Source organism: Paraburkholderia adhaesiva, from assembly GCF_021390575.1.
GTDB classification, from domain to species: domain Bacteria; phylum Pseudomonadota; class Gammaproteobacteria; order Burkholderiales; family Burkholderiaceae; genus Paraburkholderia; species Paraburkholderia adhaesiva.
The window spans coordinates 259,611-277,669 of the sequence record NZ_JAJEJQ010000003.1; the positions used below are offsets into that span (position 1 = coordinate 259,611).

At 63.4% G+C, this 18,059-nt stretch carries 12 protein-coding genes; 5 read left to right on the forward strand and 7 right to left on the reverse strand.

Going from position 1 to position 18,059, the window contains the following annotated elements:
- From nirD to L0U80_RS25140, 3 genes are read right to left on the reverse strand one after another with little or no spacing between them, the layout of a single operon-like run.
- A complete protein-coding gene (gene nirD, locus L0U80_RS25130; protein WP_233872221.1) occupies positions 1 to 327 on the reverse strand; it encodes a nitrite reductase small subunit NirD in 327 nt (108 codons plus the stop codon).
- A 10-nt stretch (positions 328 to 337) separates the two neighbouring features.
- Positions 338 to 2,773: a nitrite reductase large subunit NirB gene (nirB, locus tag L0U80_RS25135; RefSeq protein WP_233872224.1), complete on the reverse strand. Its 2,436-nt coding sequence runs from the start codon at positions 2,771 to 2,773 to the stop codon at positions 338 to 340.
- A gap of 32 nt (positions 2,774 to 2,805) precedes the next feature.
- Positions 2,806 to 4,008, reverse strand: coding sequence for an MFS transporter (locus tag L0U80_RS25140; protein WP_233872227.1), 1,203 nt, complete (start codon positions 4,006 to 4,008; stop codon positions 2,806 to 2,808).
- A gap of 1,717 nt (positions 4,009 to 5,725) precedes the next feature.
- Here L0U80_RS25140 and L0U80_RS25145 point away from each other — a divergent pair.
- Complete coding sequence (locus L0U80_RS25145; protein WP_233872230.1) at positions 5,726 to 7,282, forward strand: methyl-accepting chemotaxis protein; 1,557 nt, start codon at positions 5,726 to 5,728, stop codon at positions 7,280 to 7,282.
- Positions 7,283 to 7,583: 301 nt separating this feature from the next.
- Here L0U80_RS25145 and L0U80_RS25150 read toward each other — a convergent pair whose 3' ends face one another.
- The 3 genes from L0U80_RS25150 to L0U80_RS25160 all read right to left on the reverse strand — a co-directional run bounded on the left by L0U80_RS25150 (position 7,584) and on the right by L0U80_RS25160 (position 11,056).
- Positions 7,584 to 9,371, reverse strand: a complete 1,788-nt coding sequence (locus L0U80_RS25150) for a chloride channel protein (RefSeq protein ID WP_233872233.1) — start codon at positions 9,369 to 9,371, stop codon at positions 7,584 to 7,586.
- A 5-nt stretch (positions 9,372 to 9,376) separates the two neighbouring features.
- Entirely contained in the window at positions 9,377 to 9,790 is a 414-nt protein-coding gene (locus tag L0U80_RS25155) for a MarR family winged helix-turn-helix transcriptional regulator (RefSeq protein WP_233872236.1), read from the reverse strand.
- Between the two features lie 111 nt (positions 9,791 to 9,901).
- Positions 9,902 to 11,056, reverse strand: coding sequence for an HPP family protein (locus L0U80_RS25160; RefSeq protein WP_233872239.1), 1,155 nt, complete (start codon positions 11,054 to 11,056; stop codon positions 9,902 to 9,904).
- 318 nt (positions 11,057 to 11,374) lie between these two features.
- On the opposite strand from L0U80_RS25160, the gene L0U80_RS25165 reads away from it, so the two are divergent.
- Positions 11,375 to 13,645 (forward strand): bifunctional diguanylate cyclase/phosphodiesterase, encoded by a 2,271-nt coding sequence (locus L0U80_RS25165; RefSeq protein ID WP_373322290.1) that lies wholly within the window; start codon positions 11,375 to 11,377, stop codon positions 13,643 to 13,645.
- 62 nt (positions 13,646 to 13,707) lie between these two features.
- Here the strand turns inward: L0U80_RS25165 and L0U80_RS25170 are convergent, their stop codons facing one another.
- Positions 13,708 to 14,304 (reverse strand): hypothetical protein, encoded by a 597-nt coding sequence (locus L0U80_RS25170; RefSeq protein WP_233872242.1) that lies wholly within the window; start codon positions 14,302 to 14,304, stop codon positions 13,708 to 13,710.
- A gap of 477 nt (positions 14,305 to 14,781) precedes the next feature.
- On the opposite strand from L0U80_RS25170, the gene L0U80_RS25175 reads away from it, so the two are divergent.
- The 3 genes from L0U80_RS25175 to L0U80_RS25185 all read left to right on the forward strand — a co-directional run bounded on the left by L0U80_RS25175 (position 14,782) and on the right by L0U80_RS25185 (position 17,741).
- Positions 14,782 to 15,411 (forward strand): MlaC/ttg2D family ABC transporter substrate-binding protein, encoded by a 630-nt coding sequence (locus L0U80_RS25175; RefSeq protein ID WP_233872245.1) that lies wholly within the window; start codon positions 14,782 to 14,784, stop codon positions 15,409 to 15,411.
- 64 nt (positions 15,412 to 15,475) lie between these two features.
- Entirely contained in the window at positions 15,476 to 17,335 is a 1,860-nt protein-coding gene (locus tag L0U80_RS25180) for an AI-2E family transporter (protein ID WP_233873832.1), read from the forward strand.
- Positions 17,336 to 17,486: 151 nt separating this feature from the next.
- Positions 17,487 to 17,741 (forward strand): hypothetical protein, encoded by a 255-nt coding sequence (locus L0U80_RS25185; RefSeq protein ID WP_233872248.1) that lies wholly within the window; start codon positions 17,487 to 17,489, stop codon positions 17,739 to 17,741.
- Positions 17,742 to 18,059: the final 318 nt, after the last annotated feature.

An 18,059-nucleotide genomic window follows, 5' to 3' on the forward strand; every position in this document is an offset into this window, starting at 1 on the left:
TCAGTCCAGGCAGATAAACACGGCGCCGTCCTCGACGCGCACTGGGAAGCGCCGCGCGCAACCCTCATCCGGCGCGTGGGCCTTACCGCTCGCGAGGTCGAAATTCCATGCGTGCAGGGGGCACGTCACGCTCTCGCCGTGGACGATGCCGAGCGAGAGCGCACCGCCCTTGTGCGGACAGCGGTCGAGCAGGGCGAAGACAGTGTCGAGTGCAGTGCGAAAGATCGCGACGTTACCGTCGTCGCGTTCGAGCACGCGGCTGCCGAGGCGCGGAATGTCCGTGACTTCGCATACACGCGTCCAGACGGGAGTGGCTTTCATATCCATGTGCGTAACCTCAGGCGATGACCTTGAGCGGAATGTATTGATGACGCTGAGCACCACCGATGCGCGTCTCCCACGGGTCCTGCAGACCGTCGAGCGAATACAGCAGACGTTCGTACAACGCGCGGCGGCTGGCGGCGTCCTCGACGACTTTTTGCTTCACGTAATCGAGCCCCACACGCGCGATGTAGTGCACCGTGCGATCGAGGTAATACGCTTCCTCACGATAGAGCTGCAGGAACGCACCGCTGTACTCTTTCACTTCGTCGGACGTTTTCACTTTGCAGAGGAACTGCGCCACTTCCGTCTTGATGCCGCCGTTGCCGCCCACGTAGAGTTCCCAGCCGCTATCGACGGCGATCACGCCCACGTCCTTGATGCCCGCCTCGGCGCAGTTGCGCGGACAGCCCGAGACCGCGAGCTTGACCTTGTGCGGCGACCACATGTTGGCGAGCATGGTTTCGAGGTCGATGCCCATCTGCGTGCTGTTTTGCGTGCCGAAGCGGCAGAACTCGCTGCCCACGCAGGTCTTCACTGTGCGGATGGATTTGCCGTACGCGTGGCCCGACTTCATGCCGAGATCGTGCCAGACGTTGGGCAGGTCTTCCTGCTTCACGCCGAGCAGATCGATACGCTGACCGCCTGTGACCTTGACCATCGGGATGTGATACTTGTCGGCCACATCGGCGATGCGGCGCAGTTCGGATGGATTCGTCACGCCACCCTTCATTTGCGGCACCACGGAGAACGTGTTGTCCTTCTGGATGTTGGCGTGCAGACGTTCATTGACGAAACGGCTTTGCGGATCGTCCACGGCTTCGCGAGGCCACGTCGAAAGCAGGTAGTAGTTGATTGCAGGGCGGCAGGTCGCGCAGCCGTTCGGCGTGTTCCATTCGAGGAAATCGTAGACATCGCGATGCGTGAGCAGATGATGTTCACGGATCGCCTTGCGCACCTCGCCGTGATTGTGGATGGTGCAGCCGCAGATGGCTTTCGTCTTCGGCGCTTCCTGGAAGTTCGAGCCGAGCGTGCTCATCAGAATCTGCTCGACGAGACCCGCGCACGAACCACACGAACTCGATGCCTTCGTGTGCTTTTTTACATCGTCGAGCGTGAAGAGGCCCTTTTCGGTGATCGCCTTGACGATCGTCCCTTTGCACACGCCGTTGCAGCCGCAGACCTCGTCGGTGTCCGCCATCGCGGCGGCGCGGCTCTGCCCTTGCACGCCGGCGTCGCCGATGCCCGTTTCCCCAAAGACGAGATGCTCACGCAACTCGCCCAGCTTGCGTTCCTCGCGCAGGAGGCGGAAGTACCATGCGCCGTCGGCGGTATCGCCGTAAAGGCAGGCGCCAACCAGCTTGTCGTCCTTGATGACGAGCTTCTTGTACACGCCGCCCGCCGGGTCCGAGAGCACGATTTCCTCGGTGTCGGCACCCCCGACGAAATCGCCCGCGGAAAACAGCTCGATGCCGGTCACCTTGAGCCGCGTCGAGAGCACCGAACCCTTGTAACTGCCGATACCCATCAGCGCGAGGTGGTTCGCACACACTTTTGCCTGTTCGAACAGCGGGGCAACGAGACCGTACGCGACGCCGCGATGGTTCACGCATTCGCCCACGGCGTAGATGCGCGGATCGTAGGTTTGCATGGCGTCGTCGACGACGATGCCGCGCGAGCAATACAACCCCGCCGATTCAGCGAGTGCGGTATTCGGCCTGATGCCCGCGGCCATCACGACGAGATCGGCCGGAAGCGATTCGCCATCGGCGAAGCGCACGCCCGTCACTTCGCCTGCGTCGTTGCCGGTGATTTCGGCCGTCGACTTGTTGAGCAGGAAACGCAGCCCGCGTGTCTCGAGCGATCGTTGCAGCAGCTTGCCCGCGGTCGCGTCGAGTTGACGTTCGAGCAGCGTGTCGGCGAGATGCACGACGCTCACGTCCATGCCGCGCAGCTTGAGTCCGTTTGCCGCTTCGAGCCCGAGCAGACCGCCGCCGATCACCACCGCATGTTGCTTGACGGCTGCGGCGTCGATCATCGCTTGCGTGTCGTAGATGTCGCGATACGAGACAACGCCTTTGAACGTGTTGCCCGGCACGGGCAGAATGAACGGCGTCGAACCGGTTGCGATGAGCAGGCGATCGTACGGCGCTTCGGTGCCGTCCTCCGCAACGACGACGCGGCGCATCCGGTCGATACGCTCGATGCGCTTGCCCAGATGCAGATGAATGCCGTTTTCCGCATACCAGTCGAGCGGATTGAGCACGATGTCGTTGAAGTTCTGCTCACCAGCGAGAACCGGCGACAGCAGGATGCGGTTGTAGTTCGGATGCGGCTCGGCGCCGAACACAGTGATGTCGTAGTGGCCTCGCGCGATCGTGAGCAGCTCTTCGAGCGTGCGGATGCCGGCCATGCCGTTGCCGATGACGACGAGCTTCGGTTGCGTATCCATGGAGTGTTCCTCGTGCGTAGTCGGTAGTGTGTTCAGACGCGCGCCGCGGCCAGCGACCACGTATTGCGCCAGCGGTGCTTCACGTTGCTCATCCCGGCCCAGCCGAGCGCGGTCAGCAGTGCGAAGAGCGCGAGCCCCCACGCGTAGCTGCCGGTGGCCTGCTTGATCGCGCCGAGGCTCGCTGCGAGCGCGAAGCCGCCGACGCCGCCCGCCATGCCGACGAGCCCCGTCATCACGCCGATGTCTTTGCCAAAACGCTGCGGTACGAGCTGGAACACGGCGCCATTGCCTGCGCCGAGGCACAGCATCGCGGCGATGAAGAGCAGCACGGTGACGACAGGTCCGCCCGGATGAAACGCGGCCGCGCCGATGAGCAAGGTCACGGCGGCGAAAACGTTGAGCAGCGAGCGCGTGCCGCCGATGCGATCGGCGAGCAGGCCGCCGAACGGACGCATCACGGAGCCAGCGAACACGCACGCGGCGGTGGCCCAACCGGCGAGCTTTGCGTCGATCGCGAACTGATCGTGGAAAAAGCCGGGCAGCGCGCTCGCGAACCCGGAAAAGCCGCCGAACGTGAGCGAGTAGAAGAACATGAACCACCATGTATCGCCGCCGCGCAGCATGCGTGCGTAGTCCGAGAAGCGCTTGCGCTCGACGAAACCGGGCGCGTCCTTCGCGCAGACCATATAAATGGCGAGGGTCGCGACGAGCGGAATGCAGGCAATGCCGAACACGGATTGCCAGCCGAACGCGACAGCGAGTGCGGGTGCGAAAAGTGCGGCGAGCACGGTGCCCGAATTGCCCGCGCCGGCGATGCCCATCGCCGTGCCCTGGTGCTGCGGCGGATACCAGCGCGACGCAAGCGGCAGTGCGACGGCGAACGAAGCGCCTGCAACACCGAGCGAGATGCCGAAGAACAGCGCTTGCGGCAGCGAGTGCAGACCGACCCGCCACGCCACGAACAGGCTCGCGATCACGCACACCTGACCGAGGAGTCCTGCACGTTTTGCGCCGATGCGGTCCGCGAGCATGCCCATGAATACGCGCAGAATCGCGCCCGCCAGAATGGGCGTGGCGACCATGAAGCTGCGTTGCTGTGTTGTGAGCGCGAGCGTCTGAGCGATCTGGATCTGCAGCGGTCCGAGCAGATACCAGACCATGAAGCTCAGGTCGAAGTAGAGGAAAGCGGAAAACAGCGTCGGGGTATGGCCGTTGCGCCAGAAGCTGCGGTCCATGTCGGCTCCGTCGTTGGATCGCACCGGTTCGAGATATACCGGTTGCGACGAACGTCGAACGTCATTGCCCGACAAGGTTTGGCAGTTTCGAGCGTCGTGCGGGACGCGCTGCCGCGATGCTGAGCGGTGCGCGAAGTTCGTGCTCGCCGCTCTCAGGTTCCCACGTCATTGCGGGACCCGAGAGCCTTTTCGCAAACACTGTGCCAACTCGCAGCAACGGCGCAAAGCGTTGCTGGACGGGGCTGTACGGGAAATGGAGGGTATCTGGCTGGTGCACCGCAGCAGTGCGGCGCGCGTTTTGCCGCACTTAACTGGCGCAGTAATCGCACGCGAAAGCAGCGGTCACTGCTGGCGGGTGACTGCAGTTGATTGGGTATTCAGCGCCGGTTCTGGATGTCGTATTTCCAGTGATTGAGTGCTGTGAACCCTTCGAGCGCGGTGCATTGTGATGGAGACCGGAAAATTCCCCGCCCTTCGCAGATTTCAGGGGAAGGGCTCTGTTCGATCCGTAGCCGACTCTCATGGATTCGATTTACGTGTTGAAAAGCGGACACCCATCATTTGGATCCCAAATCGACGTCATCCGTTCTGCCAGTACATGGTCCGCTGCCCCGATGCGTTGGATTTCAGTTTGACTTCAAGTCAAAGATAGCCTGCGCCTTTTGAGTCCTGCCACTATTCCTGGCTGCCCACGTTACCTTGAGGCAAGTTCAAAACGGTTGTTCAGGACGGTCGAAGCTGTTCCAACAGGCCGGCGCGCACGCTAGTCCGACGAGTGCTTCACGAATGTCGACTCGATTTCTTATGAACACTGACGCTCGATATTCACGTCGGAAACAGCCGCTAATGTCCGTAGCGGCTATCGCTCCTTTAACGCTAGCGATACCACTTCGGTGTCGACCGGATATTGCCGGGCTTGTATGAGCATTATTGCGCCCTGGCGGCGCGATATCCTGCCATTGGCAGCCCGAAGAGGCGTGCCCCAAAAACTAGGTAAACCCCGCATGGTGGTTTTCTCACCAGGAAACTAACATTTGCTAACGTTAAGGCTAACGTTCTTCGGTTGTTTTAATTCAAAGTCGCAACAGGGGTAAATACCCACCCGATCAGAGCACTGCGGTGAATGCATGCCGCATCGACAAATCGCTTGCTAACGACGGTGAAAGCATCAACGTCACCGTCGCTGCAGTGTCTGGAATGCACTCGTCTGTTCAAGTGGCGTTGGAGCAAGGCGACCGCTGATCACACCTGCGCCAGTGTGCTGGCTGAGCAGGCAGAAGGCGCCAACCCAGGCTGCACGCGATGCGATAGATCGGGAACCGGACGGCGATCAGGTCCTGACCTTGACGATCAGCGGGTTCGAAATCGCGGAGCTAGTCAAGGACGGCAGACTCGGACCGTCGATGGACGCGCGGAACCGGGGCTCTCCGCGGTCGTGTCAATGGAGGGCGCACGGATGGCTCTGTTGGGCGCCGAGACCACGTTTGCGCGCGATCACCCTGTCGCTCGCGCTGACATCGCACCAGAGGATGGTCGTCACGGCAGTCCGCGCCTTTAACTGCATCGATTCGCTTCAATTCACGATCAGGTAGGCACTGTATCTCTGCTCTGCCGCTATCACATGAACACGTCACCGAGGCGAGGCGTGAACGACAAACCTCGAAGCCTGGAAGAACCACGCGCCGCCAAAGGCTGATTCCGACATTCCGGAGACCCAATGCTTAACAACCTCACCATTCGCGGTGGCCTGACGCTGGTCATCAGCGTTTTCGTTGCGTTTCTGCTTACCGTGATCGGCGTCGGCTACGGTGCGCTCAAGCTCACGAGTAGCGGGCTGGAGGACGTCCGGCACCGTGCGTCCACGCTGGAGGAACTGAGGGGCAGCTCTGAACAGCTTCTTCAGGTGCGGCTGGCGCTCAGCAGTTACGAGACGCTCTTCAGCGCCGGCAAGCAGAACGACGGGCTACTTCCGGCGGCGCACGCGGTGCTGGAAGAATCCACGGCTGCGTTCCGCCGTTACGCAAATGGACCTTTTGCCAGCGACGAGGAAAGGCAGCTCGCGCAGGCCGTCGAGCAGGCACGCGCCGCGCTCGTCGACCGCGCGATCGAACCAGAATTCAAGGCGCTCAAGGACTACGACTTCAACACCTTCCACACTATCCAGGGCGAAACGGCGAGCACCTACTACGCGGCCTACGCGAAGGCGTTCGACGCGCTCAACCAGTTGCAGACCATCGAAAGTCAACGTCAGGCCGAAACATCGGAGCAGCGCTTGCGCACCTCGACGCTGCTGTTCGGCGCGATCGGCGCAATTGGCGTCATGGTCGGGGTGATGGCGCGAGCAGGCGTGTCAGCGGCGGTGGTCAATCCAGTGAACCGGACGATCTCCCACTTTCGCAGCATCGCTGCGGGTGACCTGACGATCTCAGTCGGGTCACGCTCGCGCAATGAAATGGGCCAGCTGCTGTCGGCGCTCACGCAGATGCGCGACGGTCTGGTGGATACGGTGTCGAAGGTGCGCGGCAGCACGGACGCGATCACCACTGGCGCGAACGAGATTGCCGCGGGCAATGCCGATCTCTCTAGCCGTACCGAGCAGCAAGCCGCGGCGCTTCAGCAGACGGCGGCGAGCATGGAACAGCTATCCGCGACGGTGAAGCAGAACACCGACAACGCGAAACAGGCGAGCCGCCTCGCGCAGGGCGCGCTGGAGACGGTGACGCGCGGCGGCAACGTCGTGACTCGCGTGACAGAGACAATGGACGGCATCACGGAGTCGTCGCGCAAGGTCACGGAGATCATCGGCATGATCGAAGGCATCGCTTTCCAGACCAACATCCTTGCCTTGAACGCCGCGGTCGAGGCGGCCCGTGCGGGTGAGCAGGGGCGCGGCTTCGCGGTGGTCGCATCGGAAGTGCGCAGCCTCGCGCAGCGCTCGGGCGCGGCTGCGAAGGAAATCAAGGAACTGATCGGCGACTCGGCCGCGAAGGTGGAACAGGGCGCGTCGCTCGTAGGGGAAGCGCGCAGGACGATGCTGGAGGCGATGGAGTCGGTGGGCCAGGTAAGCGGCATCATGAGCGAGATCGAAGCCGCCGCGCTGGAACAAAGCACTGGCATCGATGAGGTCAACAAGGCGATCAGCCAGATCGATGAAGTCACGCAGCACAATGCCGCGCTCGTCGAAGAAGCCGCGATGGCAGCGAAATCGTTGGAAGCGCAGGCGGATGTTCTGCGGGGTGCGGTGGCGGTGTTCCGTATCGATCAGGATCGCTAATCAGCGGACGCAGCGCAAAACGGAAGTTCGACGGCGGGTGGGCCTCAATATGGCCATCCGACTGCGGGCGGCCGCCTCGCTCTGGCAATCCGCTAGTTCCGTCCCGTTTTGGACAGCGCGTTCGATTTCGACGGCGCTCTCGCGTCGTCGCGGGACGGGCCAGGCGTTTGTGATTCCCCGGCGAAGTGCTGCGTCGTTTCGAAGCTAACGGTCCAACCCGCGCCACCCTACCTGCCGAGCGGCGGCACGCTTTAGGCCATGCGTTGGCACCGTCGAGCAGAAAGAGGGCGAACGTATGCGTTCACCCCGCTTTATGCACGGGAGGAAACCTTCGCTTGCCGTTGCCGATGCGAATACGACGAAACCGCTCCTTCTTGTGCTCTTCCTCGAAGTGGGTCAGCGAGAGCTTGACCAGATCGCTGCGCGAGACAATGCCGACGAGGCGCATCGTCGTGCGGTCGGTGACGACAGGGAGTCGTTCGAGGCCATGGATTGCGAGCCGCGTGGCGATCTGGCGGCACGTCTCCTCGGGCATCGCGACGTCAGGCACGCGGGACGCGAGCAGCGCGCCGAGCGTCTTGTCGGCGCCATCGCCACGCAGGTTTTCGAGCGCCGCACGATCCACCACGCCAAGCACCGCGCCGTCACGCACGACAGGCCACGCGCGTCGCGTCTGCGCTGCGCCGAAGCGGGTCGCGAGGGCATCGCCCACGCTGGTGTCGGCGTCGATCGTCTCGACGTCGTGCGACATCACCTCATCGACATAGTGACGTTCGAGCGGATCGACGCCGTACTCGCGATAGATGTGATACCCACGGCGCGCGATCTTCTCGGTCATGATCGAGCGCTTCATGACGACGGTGGCAAAGCCATGCGCGATCAGCGTGGCCCCAAGCAGCGGAAGCAGCGCGTTGCTGTCATGCGTGAGTCCGAACGCGAAGACGATAGCCGTGAGCGGCGCGCCAAGCGTTGCGCCGAGCGTCGCCGCCATGCAGACGAGCGGCCACAGCGCGGGATCGGCGCCGGGCAACACGTGACCGAGCACGGCGCCGAGTCCTGCGCCGAGCATCAGGAGCGGCGCGAGCACACCGCCCGACGTGCCGGAACCAAGCGCGACGACCCAGATGATGGCCTTCACGACGAGGATGCCGATCGCAACCTGCCAGACGATGTGCAGATTCAGCAGATCGCCGATGACGTCATAGCCGACGCCGAGCGCACGCGGCTCGAAGAATCCACCGATGCCGACGACGAGGCCGCCGAGCGCTGGCCACCAGCTCCAGTGAACAGGCAGGCGTCCGAATAAATCTTCGACCTTGTAGAGCGCGGCTGACAACCCCGACGCCAGCGCGCCGGACAACAGCCCTGCGATAACGCACGACCCGAGCGCAAGCGCATGGGGCGGCGGAGTTTGAAGTGCGAACAGCGGTTCGACGCCGAAGAACGCGGCGCGCGCGAATCCCGCGACAGCGCACGCGAGCGCGACGGGCAGGAAGCTGCGGGGCCGCCATTCGAACAGCAGCAGTTCGACGGCGAGCAGCACGGCGGCGACGGGCGTGCCGAACACGGCGGTCATGCCGGCGGTCGCGCCTGCGACGAGCAGCGTTTTGCGTTCGGCAGAGGTGAGCTTCACGCACTGCGCGAGCAGCGAGCCCAGCGCGCCACCCGTCATGATGATCGGACCTTCCGCACCGAATGGCCCACCGCTGCCGATCGCGATGCCTGACGAAAGCGGCTTGAGCACGGCCACTTTCGGCGACATGCGGCTCTTGCCGAACAGGATCGCTTCGATGGCTTCGGGGATGCCGTGACCGCGAATGCGCTCGGAACCGAAGCGCGCGATCATGCCGACGATCAGCCCGCCGAGGGCGGGAATCAGGATCACCCATGGGCCGAGCGTGTTGAGCGCGGGCGAATGATCGGCGAATGAAAAGCGGCCGAAGAAAAACAGATTCGTGAAGAGATGAATCAAGCTCAGCAGCGCGAAGGCGGCGAGCGTCGCGATGACGCCGATCACCGCCGCCAGCGCGGCGACACCCGGGAGGCGCTTGTTGGCGGAAAAATCGCGCTTGTGGGAATCGGCGTGCATGGCAGTCAAAGGTCGATTTGCGGAACCGTGAAGGCGCTGTCGAGCGAGCGCAGTTCGGCGCGATGGAGTTCGGCGAGTCGCGCGAGCAGTTTTTCGCCGTCGGGGAGGAGGTGGACTTCGACCTGGCGGCGATCGCGTTCGCTGGCGCGGCGCTCGACGAGGCCGAGCACCTCGCAGCGCGATACGAGCGCCACGACGCCGTGATGCTGCGACTGCAACCGCTCGGCCAGTTCGCCGATGGTGGCCCATTCGCGCTCCGGATATCCCTTGACGTGAAGAAGCAGGAGATACTGGAGCGGCGTGATACCTTCGGCCTGTGCCGCGCGCTCGGAGAAGCGCTCGAAGCGCCGCATCTGGTAGCGGAACGCAGACAGTTGCTCGTAATCGCTCTTGGCGAGCGCACGCGTGCCTCTTTTCATCAGATCATCCGGTGGGACAGGGAAGCTCATAAATGTATCACAATATGATATATTGTTGCGTGCGAAGGCAATGGCGATAGCGCTTGTAGCGCTTACATAAGGTTGCTCAAATCAGGCGGCGAGCGGTAGTTCGCTTTGCGACTGCCGGTAGAGACCTGAAATCAGGTCCGCCTGAGTGACGATGCCCGCGAGACGCTTGTGCGCGTCGACGACCGGAACGTGGTGGTGGCCGCGGCCCGCGAAGATCGCCAGCAGATCCGCGATCGGCGTTGTCGTCGCGACCGTGCGAACGGGCGCACTCATCAGCGTATGCACGGGCTCGTCCATTCCCGTCAGCGGCGCGAGCCAGCGCGCAGCGCGCGCGGCCAGGCGACGGCCCGGATGCGCATTGCGTTCGCCGTCCGCGAGATTGGCGCGCGTGACGATGCCCTTCACATTACGCTGCGCATCGACCACGGGCAGCGCCTTGATATCGTGTCGCCGCAGCAGGCGGCGTGCCTCACGCACGGTTGTATCGGGCGAGATGCTGATGACGTCGTGCGTCATCACTTCGGCGCAGGTCAGCTCGCCGAAAGTGCGTGCATATGCACGGATTTCCGCTTCACGCAGAACCGCTTCGAGATCCCGAGGATCGACGTCGAGCATTTCATCTCGCCCGCGCAGCACCGCCTCCAGGTCGTCACGTGAAAAGCCGCGCTGCGCGGGCGCATTGCGATCCGCCGGTTTGACGGCCACATGCGGATAACGGTGCCCCGTCGCGGCGTGATAGACGAGCGCCGAGCCCAACAGCACTGCGGACTGGAGCGCGACGGGCTCGAACACGAATTCGTATCCGAGCGCGCGCACCGCAGGGCCGCCGAGCACGGCCGTAAGCGCAACCGCGCCTGAGGGCGGGTGAACACAGCGCAACGCGAACATTCCCGCAATCGCGAGCGCGATGGCGACCGCTGCTGCCTCGACGGGATCGTGAATCAGAAGCGCGCAGGTCACGCCCACCGTCGAAGAAACAAGGTTGCCGCCGATGATCGACCACGGCTGCGCGAGCGGGCTTGCCGGCACGGCGAACAGGAGTACCGCGGAGGCGCCCATCGGCGCGATCAGGAACGGCACAGTCGCATCCGTGCCGAGCAGCCAGTGCGCAAGCAAGCCCGTTAGCGCGATACCGAACAGCGCGCCGCCGCTCGAGCGCGCGCGCTCGCGCCAGCTGATGGAAATACGGGCGGGGGCGAATCCGGCGAGCCAACGGGTAAGGTTCAGACGTGACACGATCGAAAGCTTTCTGGAAGGAGCGAAACGGCGTCCCGGTTTTGTATGAGGAGGCGGCAAAAAGCCGCAAGCCGCGAATTATATCGCAACGTGATATATATCGCAGCGGTCCTCACGGAAACAGCGCTGCTCGCGCGGAGAACGCATCAAGTCACGCCGGGTGCGTCAAGAAGCCGCAATTACTGCCGATATCACAAAGAGAAGGCCTGCGGATGTGAATACGTCCTCAGCCCGGTCCGGCAATCCGGACACCAACGCTTGCATTAAAAAAGCGCGCGATGGCGCGGATTTGCCGTTACATCAGGAGAAAGCGTGGGGATGAGCTATTCCTGGAAGATCGGAGGCATGGGCGGGGCGCCAGTGGGTGGCGCCGGTCACCGGGCCGGTTCGGCGGAGGATGCGTTCGCCTTCGAGCGCGACGTGCTGAAGCTCATCACACGCGGCATGCCTATGCCCGAACTGCTGGCGGAACTGTGCCGCCATGCCGAGCGATTGCTGGGTGACGGCGCAATCTGTTCGATTCTGCTGCTCGACGCTGACGGGCAGCACATCCGTCTCGGCAGCGCCCCTTCGCTTCCGGACTACTATCGCCGCAATGTGGACGGGACGCCTGTTGGTCCGCACAGCACGCCGTCGGGCACGGCGATCTACGAGAACAGGACGGTGGCCGTCGAAGACCTGCTCGCCGATCCTGCGTGGGCCGCCTTTGCGCATGGCGCCGCGAAGAGCGGCGTGTGCGCGTGCTGGACGACGCCGCTCGAAAATGACGCCGGCGGCGTAATGGGCGCGCTGGCGGTGTATCGGGGCGTGCCGTGGCGGCCAGACGCGGCGACCGAGAGACTGTTGCGCGAAATCGGGCTGAGCGTCGCGGCGCTGGTCAATCAGGCGAACATCGCGCAACGCCTCGCCGAGAGCGAAGAGCATTACCGGCTCGTAGTCGATCACCTGAACGAAGGCATCGTCGTGCAATCGCGCGACAACACCATCCTCGCGTGCAACCGTAGCGCGCGCCGCATTCTGCGCTTGCCGGACGACGTGATCGGCCAGAGCATCCTCACCGTGATTCCGCGTGTGCTCGACGAAGATGGGCAGCCCATGAGCCTGCCGCGTCGTCCCAGCATGCTTGCGCAGAGCGCCGGAAAGTCCATCATCGGGCGCACGACGGGGCTGGAACTCGCGAACGGCGAGATCGTCTGGGTCAGCGAGAACGTGCTGCCCATCTTCCGGCCCGGCGAAACCGAGGCGTCGTCGGTCGTGGTGTCGTTCACCGACATCGGCGCGGTGCGCGAGGCACAGCAACAGCTCCTCTACCTGGCGACGCGCGATCCGCTGACCGGTCTCTACAATCGCACCTGGCTCGCCGACCGCATGCGCGAATTGCTCGAAAGCGAGGATGGAACGACCTGCCCCGCGCTGCTGTTCGTCGATCTGGACGGTTTCAAGAAGGTGAACGACACAGGTGGCCACGAGGCAGGCGACACGCTGTTGCGCGCAGTCGCGGCGCGGCTCACGCAATGTGTGCGCGATGCCGGCACGTTAGCGCGCGTGGGCGGCGACGAATTCGTGATCGCGGTGCGCCGGCACGAGGGCGGCAGCGAGCTGATCGCGCTTGCGCAGCAGGTGCTCGACGCCATCGCCGTGCCATTCAAAGTGGCGGACAACGAGTATTACCTCGGGGCATCGATCGGCATCAGCCGCTATCCCGACGACGGCACGGACGCTGCCGCGCTCATGCGCAACGCCGATTCTGCGATGTACGTTGCCAAGCAGCGCGGCACCAACCAGTTCCAGTTCTTCACGGCCGAACTGCGGCAGCGTCTGGAGCGCCGCTACCTGCTGGAGCAGTTGCTGCGGCGCGCGCTCGCGTCGGGGGAATTGCGGCTCGTGTACCAGCCGATCGTCGACGGCAAGACGGGCAGCACGATCGGCGCCGAAGCGCTGCTGCGCTGGGAGAGTGGCGAACTGGGCCCGGTCCGGCCCGCCGAATTTATTCCGATCGCCGAGGACACGGGCATGATCATCGGCATCGGCCAATGGGTACTCGAGCACGCCTGCCGGCAGGCCGCGCAGTGGCGCCGCCTGATCGCACCGGACTTCGTGATGGCCGTGAACCTGTCGCCGCGGCAATTCACCGAAGGACTCGTCGAGCAGATCGAACGCTGTCTGACGCAGGCCGGGCTCGATCCTTCCGGTCTCGAACTCGAAATTACGGAAGGACTGCTGATGAATGACAGCCAGTCCGTCCTGCCGATGCTGCGCGCGATCAGCGATCTCGGCGTGCGGATTTCGGTGGATGATTTCGGAACCGGGTACTCGTCGCTCTCTTATCTGAAGCGCTTTCCGCTTCATCATCTCAAGGTCGATCGCTCGTTCGTCATGGGCCTGCCCGATAACCGCGACTCGGCGGCAATCACGCAGGCCGTGGTCGCGATGGCGCATTCGCTCGGGATGCATGTCACAGCCGAAGGCGTGGAAACGCCCGAACAGTCTTCGTTCCTCAAATCGCTCGGCTGCGAGCGTCAGCAGGGCTATCTGTTCGGACGGCCGGTTGCCGCTTCGGTCTACGCGAGCAAGCTGAGCGGCGCCTGAGGATGCGCGTGAGCCGCGCGGGCGTCCGGTCGTGCCGGACTCGCGTGCGGCTCAGGCGTGGCTCAGCTGTGCGGTTGCACCTGATGGTTCTCGTCGGCTGTGCGGTTTGCGGCGGGCGCTGGCTTGCCGGACGGCGGCTGGTGCGGCTGATGTGCCTGCTGCGTCGGCTGCGCCTGGCGCGCCTGCGATGGCTGATGCTTCGCGGGCTGGTGTGCCAGTTGTGCCGGGCGGGCCGGCGGCGCCGGCGGGGCGCGCCTTGTGGGCGGCGGCGCCATCTGCACCTTCTGCATCGGCAAATGACCTTCGTGATGCGCCATGACGAGCCGCAAATTCGCGCGCCGGTGCATGACCTCGCCACGCAGATCGCCATGGCCGTAGAAGTGACGATAGCGCCGGCCATCGTGGCCGAGATACCAGATATACGTGTTGCCGCCTGCAAAGACGATGTCGCTGTCGAGGGCGATCGAAATATACGCGTCGTGAGGCTCGGGCACGTAGACCGGCTCCGCGACGACAACCGCCGGCCGCGGCGGTGGCGGCGGTGCGGCGACGACCGCGTTGGCCCGGACAGGGGGGGCAGTGACGCGGTTGTCGCTGATGCAGCCGCTCAGCAGCAGCGTGGTGGCCAGGGCACTGAGGGCGAGCGTTTTACGGTTCAAGCAAGACTCCGTCACGATGGTGGATACCTCAGCACGTTTACGGCACGTTCGTGCGGCTGCTTGAGAATGGGGTCTCGCGCGATGGGCTGACGCGGGTGTCGCGGCTGGCCAGGCGTCGGGTTTTGTAGATTTTGCAGACCCTGCGAAGTGGCGAGACGGCGCTTCAGGCGCTTTCCAGTGTGGTACGGGCCTTGCTTCTCGTTGACGTGCTTCTGCGCGTCGCACGCATCGCGGGGCGGCGCCGAAGCAACGGATACACCTTCTTTTCCCCGCGATACCACTGAAACGGCGGCGCATGACCGCACGGGTCTGTTCGACTGAGCGGTGGCGCCGATACGTGTGCGCCGCGGCCGGTGCAGTGGACCTACCTCGCCCGGCCTGAACTTATAGACTGAAGGGTATCCGGCACACTCGCGCGGGTGCGGTAGCCGTATGCAAATCGGCGCGCGACCGCACGATTCACCTTTTGAGACCTCGATGAAAAGGCTATTCCTGTTTATCGCGCTGCTCGCAGGGCTGGCGCCGGGTGTGAGCGCGTTTGCGCAGACCGCCGTCGACCAGTCGGATCCGCAGGCGCTCATCAAGACCGCGACCCAGCAGGTGCTGGACGAAGTGCGCACAAAGTCGATCGCACCGGACGACATTGCGCGCATCCGCAGCATTGTCGACCAGCACATCCTCCCTTACGTCGATTTCAAACGCACCACGCAGCTCGCCATGGGCCGTCACTGGCGTACGGCCACGCCTGAGCAGCAACAGAGAATCGAGACGGAGTTCCAGTCGCTGCTGATCCACCTGTATTCCGGTGCACTGGCGCAACTGAAGCCGGATCAGCAGATCGAGTATCTGCCGATGCGCTCGTCACCCGACGACACCGATGCCGTCGTGCGCACGCTTGCGCAGACGAGCGGCAACCCAGTCGAGATCGACTATCGTCTATACAAGACGCCACAGGGCTGGCGCCTTTACGACCTGAATGTGCTGGGTGCGTGGCTCATCCAGACCTACCGGGAGCAGTTCAACGTACAGATCCAGCAGGGCGGCATCGATGGCCTGATCCAGTTCCTCACCGCGCGAAACCAGGAGATCACCTCGGGCAAATCGTGAGGAAGGCCGTGTGCCGTCCCTGCGCCGCTAGCCCGATCGACTCATGAAATTTCCTCGCTACGACATGAATTTTCCGGTGCCGCCGCAGGGCCGGAACAACCGCGTCTTTCCGCCGAGCCCGCCGACGCTGCATGTTCTCGCGTCGGTGATCATCGGCGCGATCCTGGTATGCGGCCTCTACTTCGGACGTGCGGTGCTGATTCCGATCACGCTCTCGGTGCTGTTGAGCTTCCTGCTCGCACCGCTCGTGACGACGTTGCGCCGCTTGCACCTCGGGCAATTTCTGTCGATCTTTCTTGCGGTGCTCGCCACCGTGCTAGCGCTGGGGGGCGTGGGTACGTTGATCGGGGCGCAGATCGTCCAGCTTGCCGCCGACCTGCCGCAATATCAGGAGGCGATCGAGCAGAAGCTGGAGACGGTACAGGAAAAGACAGTTGGCCGCGCCGATTCGCTGATGAGTCGCGCGTCCACGGCGCTTCAGCGCATGTCGCCCGCGCCGCCGCCCGCGCCGCTGCCGTTGCACGGTCGCGCCGCACGCAACGCGCCCACCCAGCCGACGCCGGTCGAGGTCCGCACGCCTCCGCCTACGCCGATGCAGCTCGCGCTGCGAGCGATCTCGCCTGTGATTGCGCCGCTCGAAACTGGCCTTATCGTGCTGGTGGTCACGATCTTCATCCTGCTCCAGCGCGAGGACTTGCGTGACCGCCTCATCAGTCTGTTCGGCTCGGACGACCTGCATCGCACCACCACGGCTATCAACGACGCATCCCGGCGGCTTTCGCGCTACTTCGTCGCGCAACTGGGCGTGAATGTCTCAGTGGGGGCGATCATTGCGATCGGGCTTGCGGGCATCGGCGTGCCGGGCGCGTTGTTGTTCGGCGCGATGGCGGCGTTGCTGCGCTTCGTGCCGTACATCGGAATCTGGATCGCGGCGGGGCTCGCGACCGTGCTGGCCGCCGCCATCCAGCCGCAGTGGACGATGGGAGTCTTGACGCTGATTCTCTTTATCGTCGTCGACATAGCGGCCGGGCAGTTCGCGGAGCCGCTGCTTTACGGGCGCCACTCGGGTCTGTCGCCGCTCGCGGTCGTCGTCGCGGCGATCTTCTGGACCTGGCTCTGGGGGCCGATCGGGCTCGTGCTCTCGACGCCGCTCACGTTGTGCCTCGTCACGCTCGGACGCTATGTAGACAAGCTGAATTTTCTGACCATTCTGCTGGGTGACCAGCCAGCGCTTACGCCCGCGCAAATGTGCTACCAGCGCCTGCTTGCCGACGATCCACACGAAGCGCTGCTGCAGGCGGACCGACTGCTCGCGGGCATGCCGCTCATCGACTACTACGAGCAAGTGGTGCTCGAAGGCCTGCGCTTCGCGCGCAACGACGCGTTGCGCGGAGTGCTGCCTGCCGAACAGGTTGCGCGCATCAATCAGGCGCTGCTCGATATCGTGGAGGACCTGGAATCCGTCGATGATTCACGACATGCCGACGCTGACGAAAGCGTTGGCGAAGCCGGTGCGCAAGCTACTGGTCGCGAGATCGTTGAGCCGGGCCCGGTGCTGTGCGTGCCGGGGCGTGGCGCGTTCGATACGGTTGTCGCAGCGATCGTTGCACAACTGCTCGCGCGGCGCGGCATCGATTGCACGACGACAAGCTATGAGCAGATGCGCGGCACGCGAGCCGGGATGGTGGATGGGGAGGATACGCGAGTGATCTGTGTGGTATCGCTGGATGCGCCCGAATCACCGCCGTATTTGCGCAATCTCGTGCGACGGCTGCGTGAGCGGACTGCGCAGGGGCTGATCATCGTTGGTATCGGTGGACCACAACAGGAGGAAGGTCAACTCAACACCGACGATGCGAACGTGCGGATTGCGGCGGCGTTAAAGGATTTGATCGAGGAATGCGCGCGGACGCGCGTGGTTTGAGCGTGGCGCGCGGCGGTGCCGATCAAAACCGCTCTTGATTGCACCTCGCCCCCGACCGATTGTGACAGTCATGACGGTGTCATATTTGACCGCCAATATGTGAGGTTCTGTGCCCCTGGTTGCGGCATTAATGTTACTGGGAGACGAAGTCTTGCTAAGTCCACACGAAATTGCCACGCTGATGCTGGTCCGCCATTCGGCGGAACAGATCGACATGAATCGCAGTGAACTCCACACGCTGCTCGAACGCAGACTGATCGCACTGGAGCAGCGCGAAGGCGGTCACCGGCGGCTCTCGTTGACGATGACGGGCCGTCAGTTGCTTGAAGCGGTCGGGCGTATAGACCCGACTTTGCCGACGGCGAATGAAGCCAACGGCTTCGGGCGTCTTGCAGCGAATCTATAAGTATCTATTTACTTCAATTTTAAATTGGAGCTGATTCGGTAACGGTGCGCTCCACGCCTGATCGTTCGAAAATGCGAATGTGATTTCGCCCGATCTTCGGGGTGTTGACGCGTTACGCGCTGGCTATCCAGATTAATCGGATGCTGTCTTGGTGAACGAGAAAAACCATCGAAGTCGTGATCGAAATTGAAAGTTTTGACGCGGCTGTGATTAATTCGTAAAACTAAATGTTGAGCGGAGACGTCGCTCTGTGATGGCCTGTTATGTTAACGCTCGATTAACTGTTCGCCATCTATGCAAGCGGAAATATTGTTTCAT